This is a genomic window from Streptomyces sp. NPDC057099 (genome assembly GCF_042671245.1).
Lineage (GTDB): Bacteria > Actinomycetota > Actinomycetes > Streptomycetales > Streptomycetaceae > Streptomyces > Streptomyces purpurascens.
Genome location: NZ_JBHUTX010000006.1, coordinates 40281 through 55634, shown reverse-complemented (window position 1 = coordinate 55634; position 15354 = coordinate 40281). Strand labels below are relative to the sequence as shown.

The window sequence follows — 15354 nt, the reverse complement described above, 5'->3', positions numbered from 1 at the left end:
CAGCCCTCGCTGACGGCTCACAGCCTCTCGATGATCGTCACATTGGCCTGTCCGCCGCCCTCGCACATGGTCTGCAGGCCGAACCGGCCGCCGGTGCGCTCCAGTTCGTGCAGCAGGGTCGTCATCAGCCTCACGCCGGTCGCGCCGAGCGGATGGCCCAGGGCGATGGCGCCGCCGTTGACGTTGACCTTGTCCGGGTCCGCGCCGGTCTCCTTCAGCCAGGCGAGGACGACCGGGGCGAAGGCCTCGTTGATCTCGACGAGGTCGATGTCGTCGATGGCCATGCCGGTCTTCTTCAGGGCGTGGGCGGTGGCCGGGATAGGGGCGGTGAGCATCCGGATCGGGTCCTCGCCGCGCACCGAGAGATGGTGCACGCGCGCGCGTGGGGTGAGGCCGTGGTCGCGCACCGCCCGCTCGGAGGCCAGCAGCATCGCCGCCGCCCCGTCGGAGACCTGGGAGGAGCAGGCGGCGGTGATCGTGCCGCCGTCGAGGACCGGCTTGAGCCCGGCCATCTTCTCCAGGGAGGTGTCCCGGCGCGGGCCCTCGTCGGCGGTGACCTCCCCGTACGGCACGGTCTCGCGGTCGAAGCGGCCCTCGTCGATCGCCCGGGCCGCCCGCCGGTGGGAGCGCAGGGCGAACTCCTCCTGGTCCCGCCGGCTGATCCCCCACTTCGCGGCGATCGTCTCGGCGCCCACGAACTGGTTCACGGGCTTGTCCCCGTACCGTGCCCGCCAGCCCGCGCTGCCGGCGAACGGCCCCTGGGTCAGCCCCAGGGGTTCGGCGGCCTGCCGGGTGGCGAAGGCGATGGGGATCATCGACATGTTCTGCACACCGCCGGCGACCACCAGGTCCTGGGTGCCGGACAGGACGGCCTGTGCCGCGAAGTGCACGGCCTGCTGCGAGGAGCCGCACTGCCGGTCGACGGTCACGCCCGGCACCTCCTCGGGCAGCCCGGCCGCCAGCCAGGCAGTCCGGGCGATGTCCCCGGCCTGCGGCCCCACGGCGTCCAGGCAGCCGAGGACGACGTCCTCCACAGCGGCCGGGTCGACACCCGAGCGGCGCATCAGCTCCCCCAGCGCGTGCGCGCCGAGGTCGGCCGGATGGACCGCGCTCAGCCCTCCCCCGCGCCGCCCGACGGGCGTCCGCACCGCTTCGACGATGTAGGCCTCGGCCATGACAACTCCCTGACAGTTAAGGGCTATTCGCGTACGGCGATCCCGTCCAGCACCATCGACAGGTACTGCCGGGCGATCTCCTCCGGACTGTGCTGTCCGCCCGGGCGGTACCAGGACGCGGCGACCCACACCGTGTCGCGCACGAAGCGGTAGGTGAGCCGGACGTCGAGGTCGGCGCGGAAGGCCCGCTCGGCGACGCCGCGCTCCAGGGTGGACAGCCACGCCTTCTCGAATCTGCGCTGTGACTCGGCGAGGAACGCGAACCGCTCCTGCGCCACGAGCTGCTTGCTCTCCTTCTGGTAGATCGCGACGGCCGGGCGATGCCGGTCGATCTCCCGGAACGACTCGGTGACCAGGGCTTCCAGCGTCTCGCGGGGACCGAGCCCGGCGTCCAGGACGGCGTCGTAGCCGTCCCAGAGCTCGTCGAGGAAGGTCCGCAGGATCTCCTCCAGCATCGATTCCTTGGAGTCGAAGTGGTAGTAGAGGCTGCCCGCGAGCATGCCGGCGTGGTCCGCGATCTTGCGGACGGTGGTGGCGTTGTAGCCCTGCTCGGCGAAGACCTCGGCGGCGGTGCCGAGGAGTTCGCTGCGACGGGCGGGCGCTGCGGTCACCTGGGGTTTCTTCTTCGTGGGAGGCACGGGTCCATTGTCGTCCTAGGGATGGCGGCTGCTGACGGCGACTACTTCTCCCGTCATGTACGAGGAGTAGCCGGAGGCCAGGAACACGATCACGTTGGCCACCTCCCAGGGCTCGGCGTACCGCCCGTAGGCCTCGTGTGCGGTCAGTTCGGCGAGCAGTTCGGGCGTGGTCACCTTCACCAGGTGCGGATGCAGGGCGAGGCTGGGTGCCACGGCGTTGACCCGCACCCCGTAGTCGGCCGCCTCCAGCGCCGCGCAGCGGGTCAGCGCCATCACACCGGCCTTGGCGGCGGCGTAGTGGGCCTGTCCGGCCTGGGCGCGCCAGCCGACGACCGAGGCGTTGTTGACGATCACGCCGCCCCGGGTGTCCTTCATATGACGGAGTGCGGCCCGCACGCACCGGAAGGTGCCGTTCAGTGTCACGTCCAGGACGCGGGTCCACTGGTCGTCGGTCATGTCGACGAGCTGCGCGGTGCCGCCAAGACCGGCGTTGTTGACCACGACGTCGAGACGTCCGTGCTCCCGCACGGCCGTATCGAAGAGCGTGCGCACCTGTGTCTCGTCCGTGACGTCGCAGGGCACGGCGGCGACCGACGCCGCCCCGAACTCGGCGGCCAGTTCCGCCTCGTGCTCCTTGAGCCGCCGCGTGTGCGCGTCGCTGATCAGCACGCGTGCGCCCTCCTCCAGGAGGCGCCGCGCCGTGGCCCCGCCGATCCCCGCGCCGGCCGCCGCGGTGACGACGGCGGTCCGGCCGGTCAGCAGGCCGTGACCGGGCACGTACGACGGACTCTCGACGTCTGTCATGGGCTCACGCTAACCTACCAAACACTTGTTAGGGAAGGAGGGCGGTCGTGGACCTCGCGTTCTCCCCGGCGGACGAGGAGTTCCGCACCGAGGTGCGGGAGTGGCTGCACACGCACGTGCCGAGCGAACCGCTGCCCTCCCTGGAGACGGCGGAGGGTTTCGCGGCGCACCGCGCCTGGGAGGCGGAGCTGGCCGCGGACCGCTGGTCGGTGGTCAACTGGCCGTCGCAGTACGGCGGACGGGACTCCGGTCTGCTGCGGTGGCTGCTCTTCGAGGAGGAGTACTACGCGGCGGGCGCCCCGGGGCGCGTCAGCCAGAACGGCATCCATCTGCTCGCCCCGACCCTCCTCGATCACGGCACCGAGGAGCAGCGGGCCCGGGTCCTGCCCGCGATGGCCTCCGGCGAGGTGATCTGGGCGCAGGCCTGGTCGGAGCCCGAGGCCGGATCCGACCTGGCGTCGCTGCGGGCGAAGGCCGTGCGCACGGACGGCGGCTGGCTGCTGAGCGGCCAGAAGACCTGGTCGTCGCGCGCCGCGTTCGCCGACCGCGCGTTCGGCCTGTTCCGCAGCGACCCGGAGGCCCCGAAACCCCACCAGGGCCTGACGTATCTCATGTTCGGCCTGCGCGCCCCCGGTGTCACGGTCCGCCCGATCGCCCGGCTCGACGGCAAGCCTGCGTTCGCGGAGCTGTTCCTGGACGAGGTCTTCGTACCCGACGAGGACGTGATCGGCGCACCCGGCCAGGGCTGGCGGATCGCGATGTCGACGGCGGGCAACGAACGCGGGCTGATACTCCGCTCCCCCGGCCGGTTCCTCGCCTCCGCGCGGCGGCTGGAGGGGCTGTGGCGGGAGCGGGGCGGTCCGGTGTCGGCGCGGGACCGGGTGGCCGACGCCCTGATCGGCGCGCGGGCCTACCAGCTCTTCACGTACGCGGCGGCCTCCCGCTTCCTGGACGGCGAGGCGGTCGGCCCGGAGTCGAGTCTCAACAAGGTCTTCTGGTCCGAGCTGGACATCGCGCTGCAGGAGACGGCCCTCGACCTCCTCGGCCCGGAGGGCGAGCTGGCGGACACCGACTGGGCGGAGCGGTACGTCTTCGCACTCGCCGGCCCCCTCTACGCGGGCACGAACGAGATCCAGCGCGACATCATCGCCGAGCGCCTGCTCGGCCTGCCGAAGGGGCGCCGCTGATGCCGGGGGCTCCGCCGGGGCCGGGGACCGCGCCACTCGACGAGGGCTTCGAAGGAGCCGCGAGCCTTACCGGAGCGGCCGGCCCGGATGACCCGGCCCCTATCGAAAGGGCACCCATGCGCTTTCTCCTCGACCCCGAGCAACGCGCCTTCGCCGCCTCCCTGGACGCCCTGCTGACGGCGGCCGGCACAGCGGCGGTGGTGCGGGAGTGGAGCCGGGGTGACCATGCGAGCGGGCGGGCGCTGTGGTCCCGGGTCGCGGAAGCGGGCGTGTTCGCGCTGGCGGTCCCCGAGGAGTACGAGGGCCTGGGGCCACGCCCCGTCGAACTGGCCGTCGCGTTCATCGAGTTGGGCCGCCATGCCGTACCGGGCCCGCTGGTCGAGACGATCACGGCGGCGGTGCTGCTCACGGGGGCCGGCCCGGGGATCGCCAAGCGGCTGCTGCCGGGACTGGCGGCCGGGGAGACCATGGCGACGGTGGCGCAGCATGGCGCTTACGCCCTCGACGGCGACGCCGCCACCCTCCGCCTCGCCCTCGCCCCCGACGGCATCCGGCTCTCCCCCGGCCACGGCCCCGTCCGCCCCTCCCTCGACCCGGCCCGCCGCCTCACTCCCCTCGCCCCCGGCGGCGAAGTCCTCGACACCGCCATAGAACAAGCCCTCGTCTGGGCCCGGCTCGCCACCGCCGCCCAGGCCCTCGGCGTGGGCCTCGCGCTGCTCGACAGAACCGTCGCGTACGTCAAGCAGCGCAGCCAGTTCGGGGTGCCCATCGGCTCGTTCCAGGCGGTCAGGCACCGGCTGGCCGACGCGAAGATCGCCCTGGAGTTCGCGCGCCCGCTGGTGTTCGGCGCCGCGCTGACCATGGGTCCTGCCGATGTCGCCGCCGCCAAGGTCGCCGCGTGCGAGGCGGCGTACGGCACCGCGCGCACCGCACTGCAGCTGCACGGCGCGATCGGCTACACGGCGGAGTGCGACCTGTCGCTGTGGCTGACCAAGGCCCGGGCCCTGCGCACCGCCTGGGGCGATCCCGGGGAGTGCCGGGCCCTGGTCGTCAGTGCGGCTGGTGATCGCCGCTGGTGATCTGCCGGTACTCCTCCACCGTCGGCTTCTCGATCCGCGCGTCGAGCCCGAACATGGCCTTCGCGAGCCGGGCCCGCAGCCGCTCGGACCGTTTGACCTTGCGGCGGACCCCGCCCGCGTCGACCTCGGGCCCGATCTCGTACGGCGGGTTCTGCTCGTGCTGGGTGAGGGTGAACAGCTCGCTCTGCGCGAGGGGCTCGTGCAGCTCGATGTACTCGCCGTTGGGCAGCCGCTTGATCGTGCCCGTCTCCCTGCCGTGCAGCACCTTGGCGCGGTCGCGGCGCTGCAGGCCCATGCAGATCTTCTTCGTCACCATGAAGGCGACGACCGGCAGCACGAAGACACCGATCCGCACGAACCAGGTGATCGCGTTGATGGACAGATGCAGATGGGTGGCCACAATGTCGTTGCCACCGCCGATCAGCAGCACCGCGTACAGGGTCAGCCAGGCCACGCCCAGGCCGGTCCGCACGGGCGCGTTGCGCGGCCGGTCCAGAATGTGGTGCTCGCGCTTGTCGCCGGTGATCCACGCCTCGATGAAGGGATAGACGCCGAGGGCGAGCAGGATCAGCGGGAAGAGCGAGAAGGGGATGAACACGCCCAGGACGAGCGTGTGCCCCCAGAGGTTGATCTCCCATCCCGGCATCACCCGGATCAGGCCCTCGGAGAACCCGAGGTACCAGTCGGGCTGGGCGCCCGTGGTGACCAGGTCGGGTCTGTAGGGGCCGAAGGCCCACACGGGGTTGATCTGGGCGACCGCGCCCATCACCGTCAGGACGCCGAAGACGAGGAAGAAGAAGCCGCCCGCCTTGGCCATGTAGACCGGCAGGAAGGGCATCCCGACGACCGACCGCTCCTTGCGTCCGGGGCCCGGGAACTGGGTGTGCTTGTGGTAGAAGACCAGGATCAGATGGGCGGCGATCAGGCCCAGCATGAGCCCGGGCAGCAGCAGGATGTGGACGGGGTACAGCCGCGAGATGATGTCCTCGCCCGGGAACTCCCCGCCGAAGAGGAAGAACGACAGATACGTTCCGACGATCGGGATCGACAGGATCGCGCCCTGCGCGAAGCGGATGCCGGTACCGGAGAGCAGGTCGTCGGGGAGCGAGTAGCCGGTCAGGCCGGTGATGATGCCGAGCATCAGCAGGGTCCAGCCGAAGACCCAGTTGATCTCGCGCGGCTTGCGGAAGGCGCCCGTGAAGAACACCCGCATCATGTGCACCAGCATGCCGGTGATGAAGACCAGCGCCGCCCAGTGGTGGATCTGCCGGATCAGCAGCCCGCCGCGCACATCGAAGCTGATGTCCAGCGTGGACTCGAAGGCCTTGCTCATGAGCACGCCGTTGAGCTCGGTGTAGGAGCCGTTGTAGACGACCTCCTGCATGCTCGGCTCGAAGAACAGGGTGAGGTAGACGCCCGTGAGGATCAGCACGATGAAGCTGTAGAGGGTGACCTCGCCCAGCATGAAGGACCAGTGGTCGGGGAAGACCTTGCGCATGTTGGCCTTGGCCAGCCCGTAGAGCCCGAGCCGCCCGTCCGCCCAGTCGGCGAGCTGCTCGCCCTTGCCTACGGGAGGTCTCCTGCGAGCGGAGTCCGTCCCGTACACCCGTCGTGCGCCGTCGTCGCCCATACGTCGTCGCCTCCCCGTCGGATCCTTCCCAGCGTGGCACGGCATCGCGACGGTGCAAATGGGGCGTATGGACGGATAGGCCAAGGGGACGAGCGGGTGACCGCGCCGGGCTCAGGCCGGTGGCACGATCCCCTGGGCCCGGGCGGCGGCCAGCCACCTCGGGAACTCGCCCACCAGCCGGTCGTACAGCTCGGCGTCCGGCACCCTCCGCGGATCCTCGCCCGCGTGGAAGAACCCGGCGTTGTCGACGATCCGCTTGCCCGGCACAGGCAGCTCGTCCAGCTTGCGCAGGAAGTCGAACTGCTTGCTGTCCGGGTCGCCGAAGCCGATGAACTGCCAGAACAGCGGCAGCCTCGCCGCTTTGCACAGATACCGCTCGGCGGCGAGCTTGCTGAGGGGGCCGCCGTCGGTCTGGAAGATCACGAGGGCGGGCTCGGTCGCACCGCTGTCGAGGTAGTGGTCGATGACGGCGTCCATGGCCAGGTGGTAGTTGGTCTTGCCCATGTGCCCGAGCCCGGCCACGATCCGGTCGATCCGCCCCTCGTGGTCGGCCAGGGCGATCCCGGTCTCGGCGTCGATGCCGGTGGAGAAGAACACGACCGGCACGGTGCCGTCGTCGTCCAGGTGCGCCGACAGTCCGAGCACCCGGTCGGCGAGCGCCTGCACGCTGCCGTCCTTGTAGTACGGCCGCATCGAGCCGGAGTGGTCGACCACGAGGTAGACCGCGGCCCGCAGCCCGTCGAGGCCGTGTTTCGTGAGGGACACCCCGGCGCTCTTGTAGAGGTTCACCAGCGCGGGAGCGGTCTCCTGGACCTTGCTCAGACTGATCGCGACCATGGCCCCCACCTTCTCACTCCTCGGTGACCACTCCGTCGCTCAGCTCCAGCACCCGGTCGGCCAGGCCGAGGAGTTGGGGGTCGTGGGTGGCGACGAGGGCCGTGACGCCCTCGCTGCGGACCACGGCCCGCAGCAGTTCCATCACCGCCAGGCCGGTCGCGGCGTCGAGCTGGCCGGTCGGCTCGTCGGCGAGCAGCAGGGCCGGGCGGTTGGCGAGGGCCCGGGCGATGGCGACCCGCTGCTGCTGGCCGCCGGAGAGTTCGGCGGGCCGCTGTGTCTCATGGCCGGCGAGGCCCACCAGGGCCAGGAGCAGCGCCACCCGCTCCTCGCGTTCGCGCGGCTCGGCCCGGCGCAGCCGCAGCGGCACGCCCACGTTCTCGGCGGCGGTGAGGATGGGGATCAGCCCGAAGGACTGGAAGACGAAACCGATCCGGTCGCGGCGCAGTTCCAGCAGTTCGCTCCCGCTCAGCGCCGACAGGTCGGTGCCGCCCACGACGACACGGCCGCTCTGCGGGGAGTCCAGGCCGCCGATCATATGGAGCAGGGTCGTCTTGCCGGAGCCCGAACGGCCTTTGAGGGCGACCAGTTCCCCGCGCCGGACGGCGAAGGAGGCACCGCGCAGCGCGTGCACGATCGCGGCGCCCGTGCCGTAGGAATGGTGCAGGTCCGCCACCCGCAGCATCGGCTCGTCGGACGCGTCGGCGGCGAGGGCGGCACCGGACCCCGGGCTGGTGTTCTCGGTCATCATCGCATCCCATACGGAACCGGTCCGGATGGTCAAGAGTGCAACAACCCGCATTCGAACTCATGTGCCTGATCGGTAACTCCGTGATATGCATGCCGGGTTGGGGGAAATGCGGCTCGGCTCGGGTGGGGGAAGCGTGACCGGCTTACTGCTGCTGCGCCTGCGTGCGCATCGGCTGCTCCTCGTGGCTGCCCTGCTCGCCGTACTGCTGACCACCTCGGTGCTCGCCGCCCTCGCGGCCTTCTCGGGCTCCGTCGGGGACGCGGCGCTGCGCGGCGCCCTGGGCGGACGGGACGCGGCCTCCGCCTCCCTCCTCGTCGAGGCGGACGTGCCCCGGGAGCGGCGGGACGCGGCGCAGCGGGCGGTGGAGCAAGGGGCGCGTGAGGCGTTCGGCGGGCTGCCGGTGACCGTGCGGACACTTCAGCGGTCCGGGCCGTACGCGCTGCCCCGTTCCCTCCAGGACGCCGACGCCCGCGCCGGACAGCCCGACCTCACGCATCTCGCCGCCCTGGACCGGTCGCGGATCCGGACGGTCGCGGGCAGCCTGCCTGGTCCGGCCCCGGCGGAGCGCTCGGCCGCCGTGCCCGTCGCCCTGCCCGAGGCGGCGGCCGACCGGCTGAAGCTGCGGCCCGGGGCGCGCGTCACGCTCACCGACCGGCTGGGCGGCAAGCCGCTGCGGGTACGGGTGACCGGCGTGTACCGGGCGGCCGACAGCTCCGATCCCTACTGGCAGGCGGACACCCTCGGCGGCCAGGGTGTGCGCACCGTCGCCTTCACCACCTACGGGCCGCTGCTGGCGGACGAGTCGGTGCTCGCCTCCGGCCGCACCTCCGAGGACGGCACCGGCTGGGTGGCGACGGCCGACTACCGGACCCTGACCACCGACGGCATCGGCGCGCTCCGCGCGGCGACCGTCCGCGCCGCCGGGGCGCTGCGCGAGGACCCGGCGCTCGGGGGCGAGGCGGACGTGCGCACGGGGCTGCCCGAGGTGCTCGACGGGACCGGGCGGGCCCTGCTGGTGTCCCGGTCCACCCTGATGATCGTCTCGGTGCAGCTGGTGCTGCTCGCCGGGTACGCGCTGCTGCTGGTGGCACGGCTCCTGGACAGCGAGCGGGCCGGCGAGACCGAACTGCTGCGGGCCAGGGGCGGATCACGCCGCCGGATCGCCTCACTCGCCGCGCAGGAGGCGCTGCTGCTGGCGGTACCGGCCGCCGTGTGTGCCGCGCTGCTGTCCGGCCCGCTGGCCCGGCTGCTCGCCCGGTGGTCCTCGCTCGACCGGATCGGACTGCGGCTCGACACCGCCCCGACGGGCCTGGTCTGGCTGGTCGCGGGCGGGGTGGCGGCGGCGTGCGCCCTGGCGGTCGTGGGGCCCGCGCTGGCGGCGACGGCGGGCACACCGGCGAGGCTGCGACGGGTGCGGGCCGCGACGTCGGCGGCTCCGGTGCGGGCCGGAGCCGATGTGGGGCTGCTGCTGATCGCGGGCGTGGCGTACTGGCAGCTCGACCGGCAGACCGACGCGACCGGCGGCGGGGTGCTGAGCCGGGACCGGGCCGGGGAGCTGGGCATCGATCCGCTGCTGGTCGCGGCGCCCGCGCTGGCGCTGCTGGCGGGCACGGTCCTGACGCTGCGTCTGCTGCCGCTCGCGGCCCGGCTCGCGGAGCGGCGGTCCGCCGGCGGGCGCGGGCTGCCGACGGCGCTGGCGGGGTGGCAGTTCAGCCGGCGTCCGCTGCGCGGGGCGGGTCCGGTGCTGCTGCTGGTCATCGCCGTGGCGACCGGAATGCTGGCGATCGGGCACGGCGCGTCCTGGGACCGGTCGCAGGACGACCAGGCCGACTTCCGGGCGGGCGCCTCCGTTCGGGTCCTCGACCAGCGGCCCGGCAGTCCGGGGCAGTCCGGTCTCTACACGGGGCTGCCCGGGGCCCGGGACACCGCTCCCGCGCACCGCACCACCCTGGCCCTCTCCGGCGGCCGCCAGGCGACGGCCCTCGCCCTGGACACCTCCCACGCCGGGCAGGAGATGCTGATGCGCGGCGATCTCGCCGACGAGCCCCCGGCGAAGCTGCTGCGGGCACTGGCCCCGCCCGCGCGGGAGGAGGGCCGGGCGATACTGCTGCCCGAAGGCACCCGGCGGCTCGCGCTCGACGTGCGGATCACCGACGTGGCCGCACGGAACGGACGCTCCCCCTCCGCCCGCACGCCCCAGCTCACGGTGGTCGTCGAGGACCGGTACGGCATCGGGTACCGGATGGGCGCCGGGACCGTCCCGGTGGACGGCCGGGTCCACCGGGTCGCGCTCGACCTGGACCGGACGGCGACGGGCCTGCGCGCCGCCCCCGCCGGGCCCTTGCGGCTGACCGGGCTCCAGCTCGACGACACCTCTCCCGCCGGCGACGCCGAGAAGCATCGGTTCACCGTCGAACGGCTGCTCGCCACCGGCCGCGACGGCTCCGCCCGGACCGTGCCCGCGCCCGCCGGCACGGGCTGGCGGGGCGTGTGGTCGGTGACGGAGAACGGCGAGGTCGTCGACCGCTCGGCCGCGCAGCCCGCCGTGTCCGGGACCGCGCCGCTGACCGTGTCGTACGGCACCGGCTCCGACGGCATCGAGAGTGTCGGAACGCCGCCGGTCTACACCGTCCGTGTCGCCACCGCCGGGGCGAAGGCGCCCCGGGTCCTCGCCGCCGTCGCCACCCGGGACTTCCTGCGGGCGTCGGGGTCCGAGGCCGGGGACGACATCGACGTACCGCTCTCCGGGGAACAGCTGCGGGTGCGGATCGCGGGGGTGGTCGAGGAGCTGCCGACCACCGCCACCGGCTTGGACGGAAAGGCCGTGGACGGCGGGGCCCTGCTGCTCGATCTGCGTGCCGTCGACGCCGTGCTGGCCCAGCGGGGCAGTGCGCCGCTCGACCCCACCGAGTGGTGGGTGAGCGCCGCCCCCGGCAAGGCCGCCGAGATCGCCGCGGCACTGCGGGCGCGCCCCGACGTCGAAGCGCGGCAGGTGCTGGTGCGGGACGAGACCGCCGCCGAGCTGCTGCGCGACCCGCTCGGCGCCGGGCCGCGCTCGGCGCTGACGGCCGTCGCGGTGGCCGCCGTGGCACTCGCCGCCGGGGGGTTCGCGGTGAGCGCCGCCGGGTCGCGGCGGGAGCGGTCCGCCGAGTTCGCGGTGCTGCGCGCCCTGGGCACACCCCGCCGGGATCTCGCCCGGCTGGTGGCGACGGAGCAGAGCCTGCTCATCGGGGTCGGTCTGCTCGCCGGGCTCGGTCTGGGCACCGTCCTGACCCGGGCCGTCGTCCCGCTGATCGTGCTGACCTCCGGTGCCGCGCGGCCGGTCCCGTCCGTCCTCGTCGAACTCCCGGCGCACCGCGTGGCCCTGCTCCTCGCGGGGGTGGCCGCCCCGCTCCTGCTGATCACCGCCGCGTCGGCGCTGCGCCGTGCCGAGCCGGCGGTCGCGCTGCGCCATCAAGGGGAGGACTGAGATGCCGCCGAGGGAACAGGGCGCGCCCTGGGTACGGACACGGCTGCGGGCCGCGCCCGTGGCCACCGTCGCCTTCGGTGTGCTGGTGCTGGTCACGGCGTTCCTCGCGGCCGTCCTGCCCCGGGCCGTCGAGGCGTACGAGACGGGCGGGCTGCGCGCGGCGGTCGCCGGTGCGCCCCCCGAGTCCACCGTGCTGGAGCTGAAGGCGGTGCAGCCCGGTCTCGAACTGCCGGAGCAGGACCGTGCGGACGAGGTCCTGCCGAAGGCGCTGAAGGCCGTCGACAGCGAGGCGCGGGCGCTGCTGCCCGCACCGCTGCGGGCGGACCCGGCCGAGTCGGCGTACGGGGTGCGGACCGCGAAGAGCCTGGAGGCCCAGGAGGCGTCGCTGCCCCGGCCCGACGGGCTGCCGCCCCGCTTCACCCTGGCCACGCAGTCGGGACTGGCCGGCCACGCCACCGTCCGGGAGGGCCGGCTGCCGGCCGCGAAGACCCCGGTGACCGTGGACACCAGGGTGGTGGAAGGAGCCGTGACCGCCGAGACCGCACGCTCGCTGGGGCTGCGGACCGGCGCCACGCTCACCCTGGCCGGCTTCCTGGACGGGCCGCTGACCGTGCGGATCACCGGCGTCGTCGAACCCCGGCACCCGCAGCGGAGTTACTGGTCCGCCGAGCCGATCCTGCGCACCCCGGGCCTGACCTCCAACGGCGGCCGTCTCCCGCTGAACTACTGGGAGGCGGGCGTCCTGCTGGCGCCGGAGGCCGCGCCGGCGCTGCTCGGCGGGCAGGGCGAGCCGGAGAAGTACTGGCGGTTCGCGCCCGCGACCGGGCGGCTCACCGGGTCGGACACCTCGGCGCTCGTCGAGGCGGTCGCCTCCCTGGAGGACGGGCCCGGGCTGGTGCGGATGCGCGGGGCCGCCGGTCCGACGGCGCAGGTGTTCACCGGCCTGGAGCAGATCGCCGGCTCCTACACCCAGACCCTCGACGCGATCACGCCCGTGGTCGCCGTCGCGGCCTTCGGCATCGCCGCGGTCGCCGTGGTCGTCCTGGTGATGAGCGGTGGCCTGGCCGCCGCCCGCCGGGACGCCGAACTCGCCCTGCTGCGGGCCCGGGGCGGCTCCCTGCCCGGCATCGCCGGGCGGCTGCTGGCCGAGGCCGCGGTGCCGGCGGTGCCCGCGGCGGCGTGCGGTCTGCTGCTCGCGGTGCTCGTCGTTGACGCGGGCCGGCCGCTGCCCGCCGTCCTCGGGGCGGGCGCGGTGGCCCTGCTCGCCTGTGCCGTGCTGCCGGTGCGCGCGGTCGTGGCGCATCGCAGGCCGCGCGCGCACCGGGAGCGCGACGACCTCGCCCACGCCAGGCCCGGCGCGCGCCGCACTGTCGCCGAACTGACCCTGCTGGTGCTGGCCGTGGGCTCGGTGGCGGCACTGCGCCGCCGCGGTGCGGAGGCGACGGGCGACCTGCTGGTGAGCGCCGCCCCGGTGCTCATCGGGCTGGTCGCCGCGCTGGTCCTGGTACGGCTGTACCCGCTGCCCCTGCGGTGGGCCGCCGGCCCGGCCGGACGGCTGCGCGGCGTGGTCGGGTTCCTGTCGCTGGCCCACGCGGGCCGCTCCCCGGCCGCGGTCGCCACGCTGCCGCTGCTGGCCCTGCTGACGGCCCTGACCACGGCCGCGTTCGGGGGGTCCGTGCTGACGGGCGTGGCGGACGCCCGGGACCGGGCCGCGCTGCTGGAGACGGGCGCGGACGTACGGATCTCCACGACCGACGGCGACCCGCTCCCGGCGGGGCTGGCGCGGGCGGTGGGAGCGGTGGCGGGCGTGGGGCAGGTCGCCCCCGTCGGCGTCGAGTTCGCCAAGGAGCGGGCGTCCGACACGTCGCGGTCGCTGACGGTGGTCGGGGTCGAGCCGGACTCCTACGCGGGGCTGGCCCGGCAGATGGGACTCGGGGAGTTCCCGGCCGACCGGCTGCGGTCCGAGGGCGGGGTCCGGGACGCCGTCGCCTCCCCCGAGGTCGCCGAGCGGCTCGGGCGGGAGCCGCGCCGGATCGTGCTGCCGGGCGGAGCCGTCACGGTGCGGATCACCGCCGTGCGCCCCGGTACCCCGGCCGTCCCCGAGGGCGAGTTCCTGCTGGTCGACGCGGCGGGGCTGAAGGACTTCGACCGCCCCACGGTCCTGCTGGCGGCCGGTGCCGGGCTGGACGCGAAGGCGCTGCGGGCGGCCGTGCGCGGCGCCGGGCCGGACCTCTCCGTGGAACTGCGCGGCGAGGCACGCGCGGCGCTGGCCGACTCGCCGTTGCAGTCGGGCGCGGAACGGATCTACGTCTGGGCCGTCGCCGGAAGCGCGGGGTACGCCCTGCTCGCCCTGGTGCTCGGGCTGCTGCGGTCGGCACCGGAACGGGCGGCGCTGCTGGCCCGGCTGCGCACCCTGGGCCTGACGGCCCGCCAGGGGCGGCGGCTGCTGGGCCTGGAGGCGCTGCCCCAGACGCTGCTCGCGGCCGGCGGGGGCATGGCCGTCGGCTGGGCCGCGGTGGTGCTGCTCGCCCCCGGCATCGACCTGGAGCGGCTCGCGCTGGCCGGCGCGTCCGGCGTCACGGCACCGGGGCGCGTCACGCTGCGGGCCGACGCGTGGGCGCTGGCCCTGCCCGCCGTCGGAGCGGTGCTGCTGGCGGGGGCGGTGGCCGTCGCGCAGGCCTGGTGGGCGGGACGCCGGACACCGATCACTCACCTCAGGGCAGGAGACATGCGATGAGCGGTACGACGGAGTCGCTCGCGGAACTGGAGCAGCGGGCGACGCGGCACCGCGACCGGCCCGCGTACGGGCACGACGCCCTGATCGCCTGCGACCGGCTGGTACGGATCTTCGCCAAGCGCGGCGGCGGTGACGCCATGGAGGTGCAGGCGCTCCAGGGGCTCGATCTCCTGGTGCGGGACGGCGAGTTGATGGCCCTGGTGGGGGCGTCCGGCAGCGGCAAGTCGACGTTGATGAACATCCTCGCGGGCCTGGACGTCCCGACCGCGGGCGCGGCGAAGGTCGCGGGCCGCGATCTGCTGGCGATGGACGCGAAGGCGCGGTTGCGCTACCGGCGCGAGGTGGTCGGCTTCGTCTGGCAGCAGACGGCACGCAATCTGCTGCCGTATCTGACGGCGGCGCAGAACGTCGCCCTGCCCATGCAACTGGCGGGCGGCTCGCGGAGGAAGCGCGCCGGACGGGCGGACGAGCTGCTGGCCATGCTCGGGGTCGCCGACTGCCGGGACCGGCGTCCCAGCCAGATGTCCGGCGGTCAGCAGCAGCGCGTGGCGATCGCCGTCGGTCTGGCCAACTCCCCCGCCGTCCTGCTCGCCGACGAGCCGACCGGCGAACTGGACTCGGCGACCGGGCAGCAGGTCTTCGCGGCGTTCCGCCGGGCCAACGAGGAGCTGGGCACGACGATCGTCATCGTCACGCACGACCAGGCGGTCGCCGGCGAGGTCCGCCGCACGGTCGCGATCCGCGACGGCCGCACCTCGACGGAGGTACTGCGCCGCACGGAGATCGACGAGGCGGGCCAGGAGTCCCTGGTGGCCCGCGAGTACGCGATGCTCGACCGCGCGGGCCGCCTCCAGCTGCCGGACGAGTACACGACGGCGCTGGGCATGGCGGACCGGGTGCTGCTGGAGCTGGAGGAGGACCACATCCAGGTGTGGCCGGACGGACACGGCTGACGGCATGCGACAACGCCTGCCCGGTCGTCCGGTCGGGGACTGTGGGGCAGGCGCTGTCTCGGGGGGTCTGGGGGGGGAAGCCCCCCCCAGATAACCC

Annotated in this window: 11 protein-coding genes; 5 read left to right on the top strand and 6 right to left on the bottom strand. The window is 74.0% G+C overall.

Annotated features, from left to right (window positions below):
• Positions 1-17: 17 nt before the first annotated feature.
• Genes ACFT4A_RS10680 through ACFT4A_RS10670 form a run of 3 tightly spaced genes read right to left on the bottom strand, consistent with a single transcriptional unit; the run spans position 18 to position 2617 of the window.
• Positions 18-1175, bottom strand: a complete 1158-nt coding sequence (locus ACFT4A_RS10680; protein WP_382827876.1) for an acetyl-CoA C-acetyltransferase — start codon at positions 1173-1175, stop codon at positions 18-20.
• Between the two features lie 23 nt (positions 1176-1198).
• Complete coding sequence (locus ACFT4A_RS10675) at positions 1199-1813, bottom strand: TetR/AcrR family transcriptional regulator (protein WP_382827873.1); 615 nt, start codon at positions 1811-1813, stop codon at positions 1199-1201.
• Between the two features lie 15 nt (positions 1814-1828).
• Positions 1829-2617: an SDR family oxidoreductase gene (locus ACFT4A_RS10670; protein ID WP_382827870.1), complete on the bottom strand. Its 789-nt coding sequence runs from the start codon at positions 2615-2617 to the stop codon at positions 1829-1831.
• Between the two features lie 47 nt (positions 2618-2664).
• On the opposite strand from ACFT4A_RS10670, the gene ACFT4A_RS10665 reads away from it, so the two are divergent.
• Complete coding sequence (locus ACFT4A_RS10665) at positions 2665-3804, top strand: acyl-CoA dehydrogenase family protein (RefSeq protein WP_382827868.1); 1140 nt, start codon at positions 2665-2667, stop codon at positions 3802-3804.
• Positions 3805-3920: 116 nt separating this feature from the next.
• A complete protein-coding gene (locus ACFT4A_RS10660) occupies positions 3921-4883 on the top strand; it encodes an acyl-CoA dehydrogenase family protein (protein ID WP_382827865.1) in 963 nt (320 codons plus the stop codon).
• Here ACFT4A_RS10660 and ACFT4A_RS10655 read toward each other — a convergent pair.
• The 3 genes from ACFT4A_RS10655 to ACFT4A_RS10645 form a co-directional block, all read right to left on the bottom strand.
• Positions 4855-6513 carry a cytochrome bc complex cytochrome b subunit gene (locus ACFT4A_RS10655; RefSeq protein ID WP_382827862.1) on the bottom strand — a complete coding sequence of 553 codons (1659 nt, stop codon included), beginning with the start codon at positions 6511-6513 and terminating at the stop codon, positions 4855-4857. The two genes, ACFT4A_RS10660 and ACFT4A_RS10655, sit on opposite strands and share 29 nt — an antisense overlap.
• Positions 6514-6624: 111 nt before the next feature.
• Positions 6625-7350, bottom strand: a complete 726-nt coding sequence (locus ACFT4A_RS10650; RefSeq protein WP_382827859.1) for a vWA domain-containing protein — start codon at positions 7348-7350, stop codon at positions 6625-6627.
• Between the two features lie 13 nt (positions 7351-7363).
• A complete protein-coding gene (locus tag ACFT4A_RS10645; RefSeq protein ID WP_382827856.1) occupies positions 7364-8095 on the bottom strand; it encodes an ABC transporter ATP-binding protein in 732 nt (243 codons plus the stop codon).
• Positions 8096-8231: 136 nt separating this feature from the next.
• On the opposite strand from ACFT4A_RS10645, the gene ACFT4A_RS10640 reads away from it, so the two are divergent.
• From ACFT4A_RS10640 to ACFT4A_RS10630, 3 genes are read left to right on the top strand one after another with little or no spacing between them, the layout of a single operon-like run.
• A complete protein-coding gene (locus tag ACFT4A_RS10640; RefSeq protein WP_382827854.1) occupies positions 8232-11567 on the top strand; it encodes an FtsX-like permease family protein in 3336 nt (1111 codons plus the stop codon).
• A gap of 1 nt (position 11568) precedes the next feature.
• Positions 11569-14304: an ABC transporter permease gene (locus tag ACFT4A_RS10635; RefSeq protein WP_382827851.1), complete on the top strand. Its 2736-nt coding sequence runs from the start codon at positions 11569-11571 to the stop codon at positions 14302-14304.
• On the top strand, positions 14301-15257 hold the full coding sequence (locus tag ACFT4A_RS10630; RefSeq protein WP_382827849.1) for an ABC transporter ATP-binding protein: 957 nt from the start codon (positions 14301-14303) through the stop codon (positions 15255-15257). The genes ACFT4A_RS10635 and ACFT4A_RS10630 overlap by 4 nt, the downstream gene beginning before the upstream one ends.
• The last annotated feature ends 97 nt before the right edge of the window (positions 15258-15354 follow it).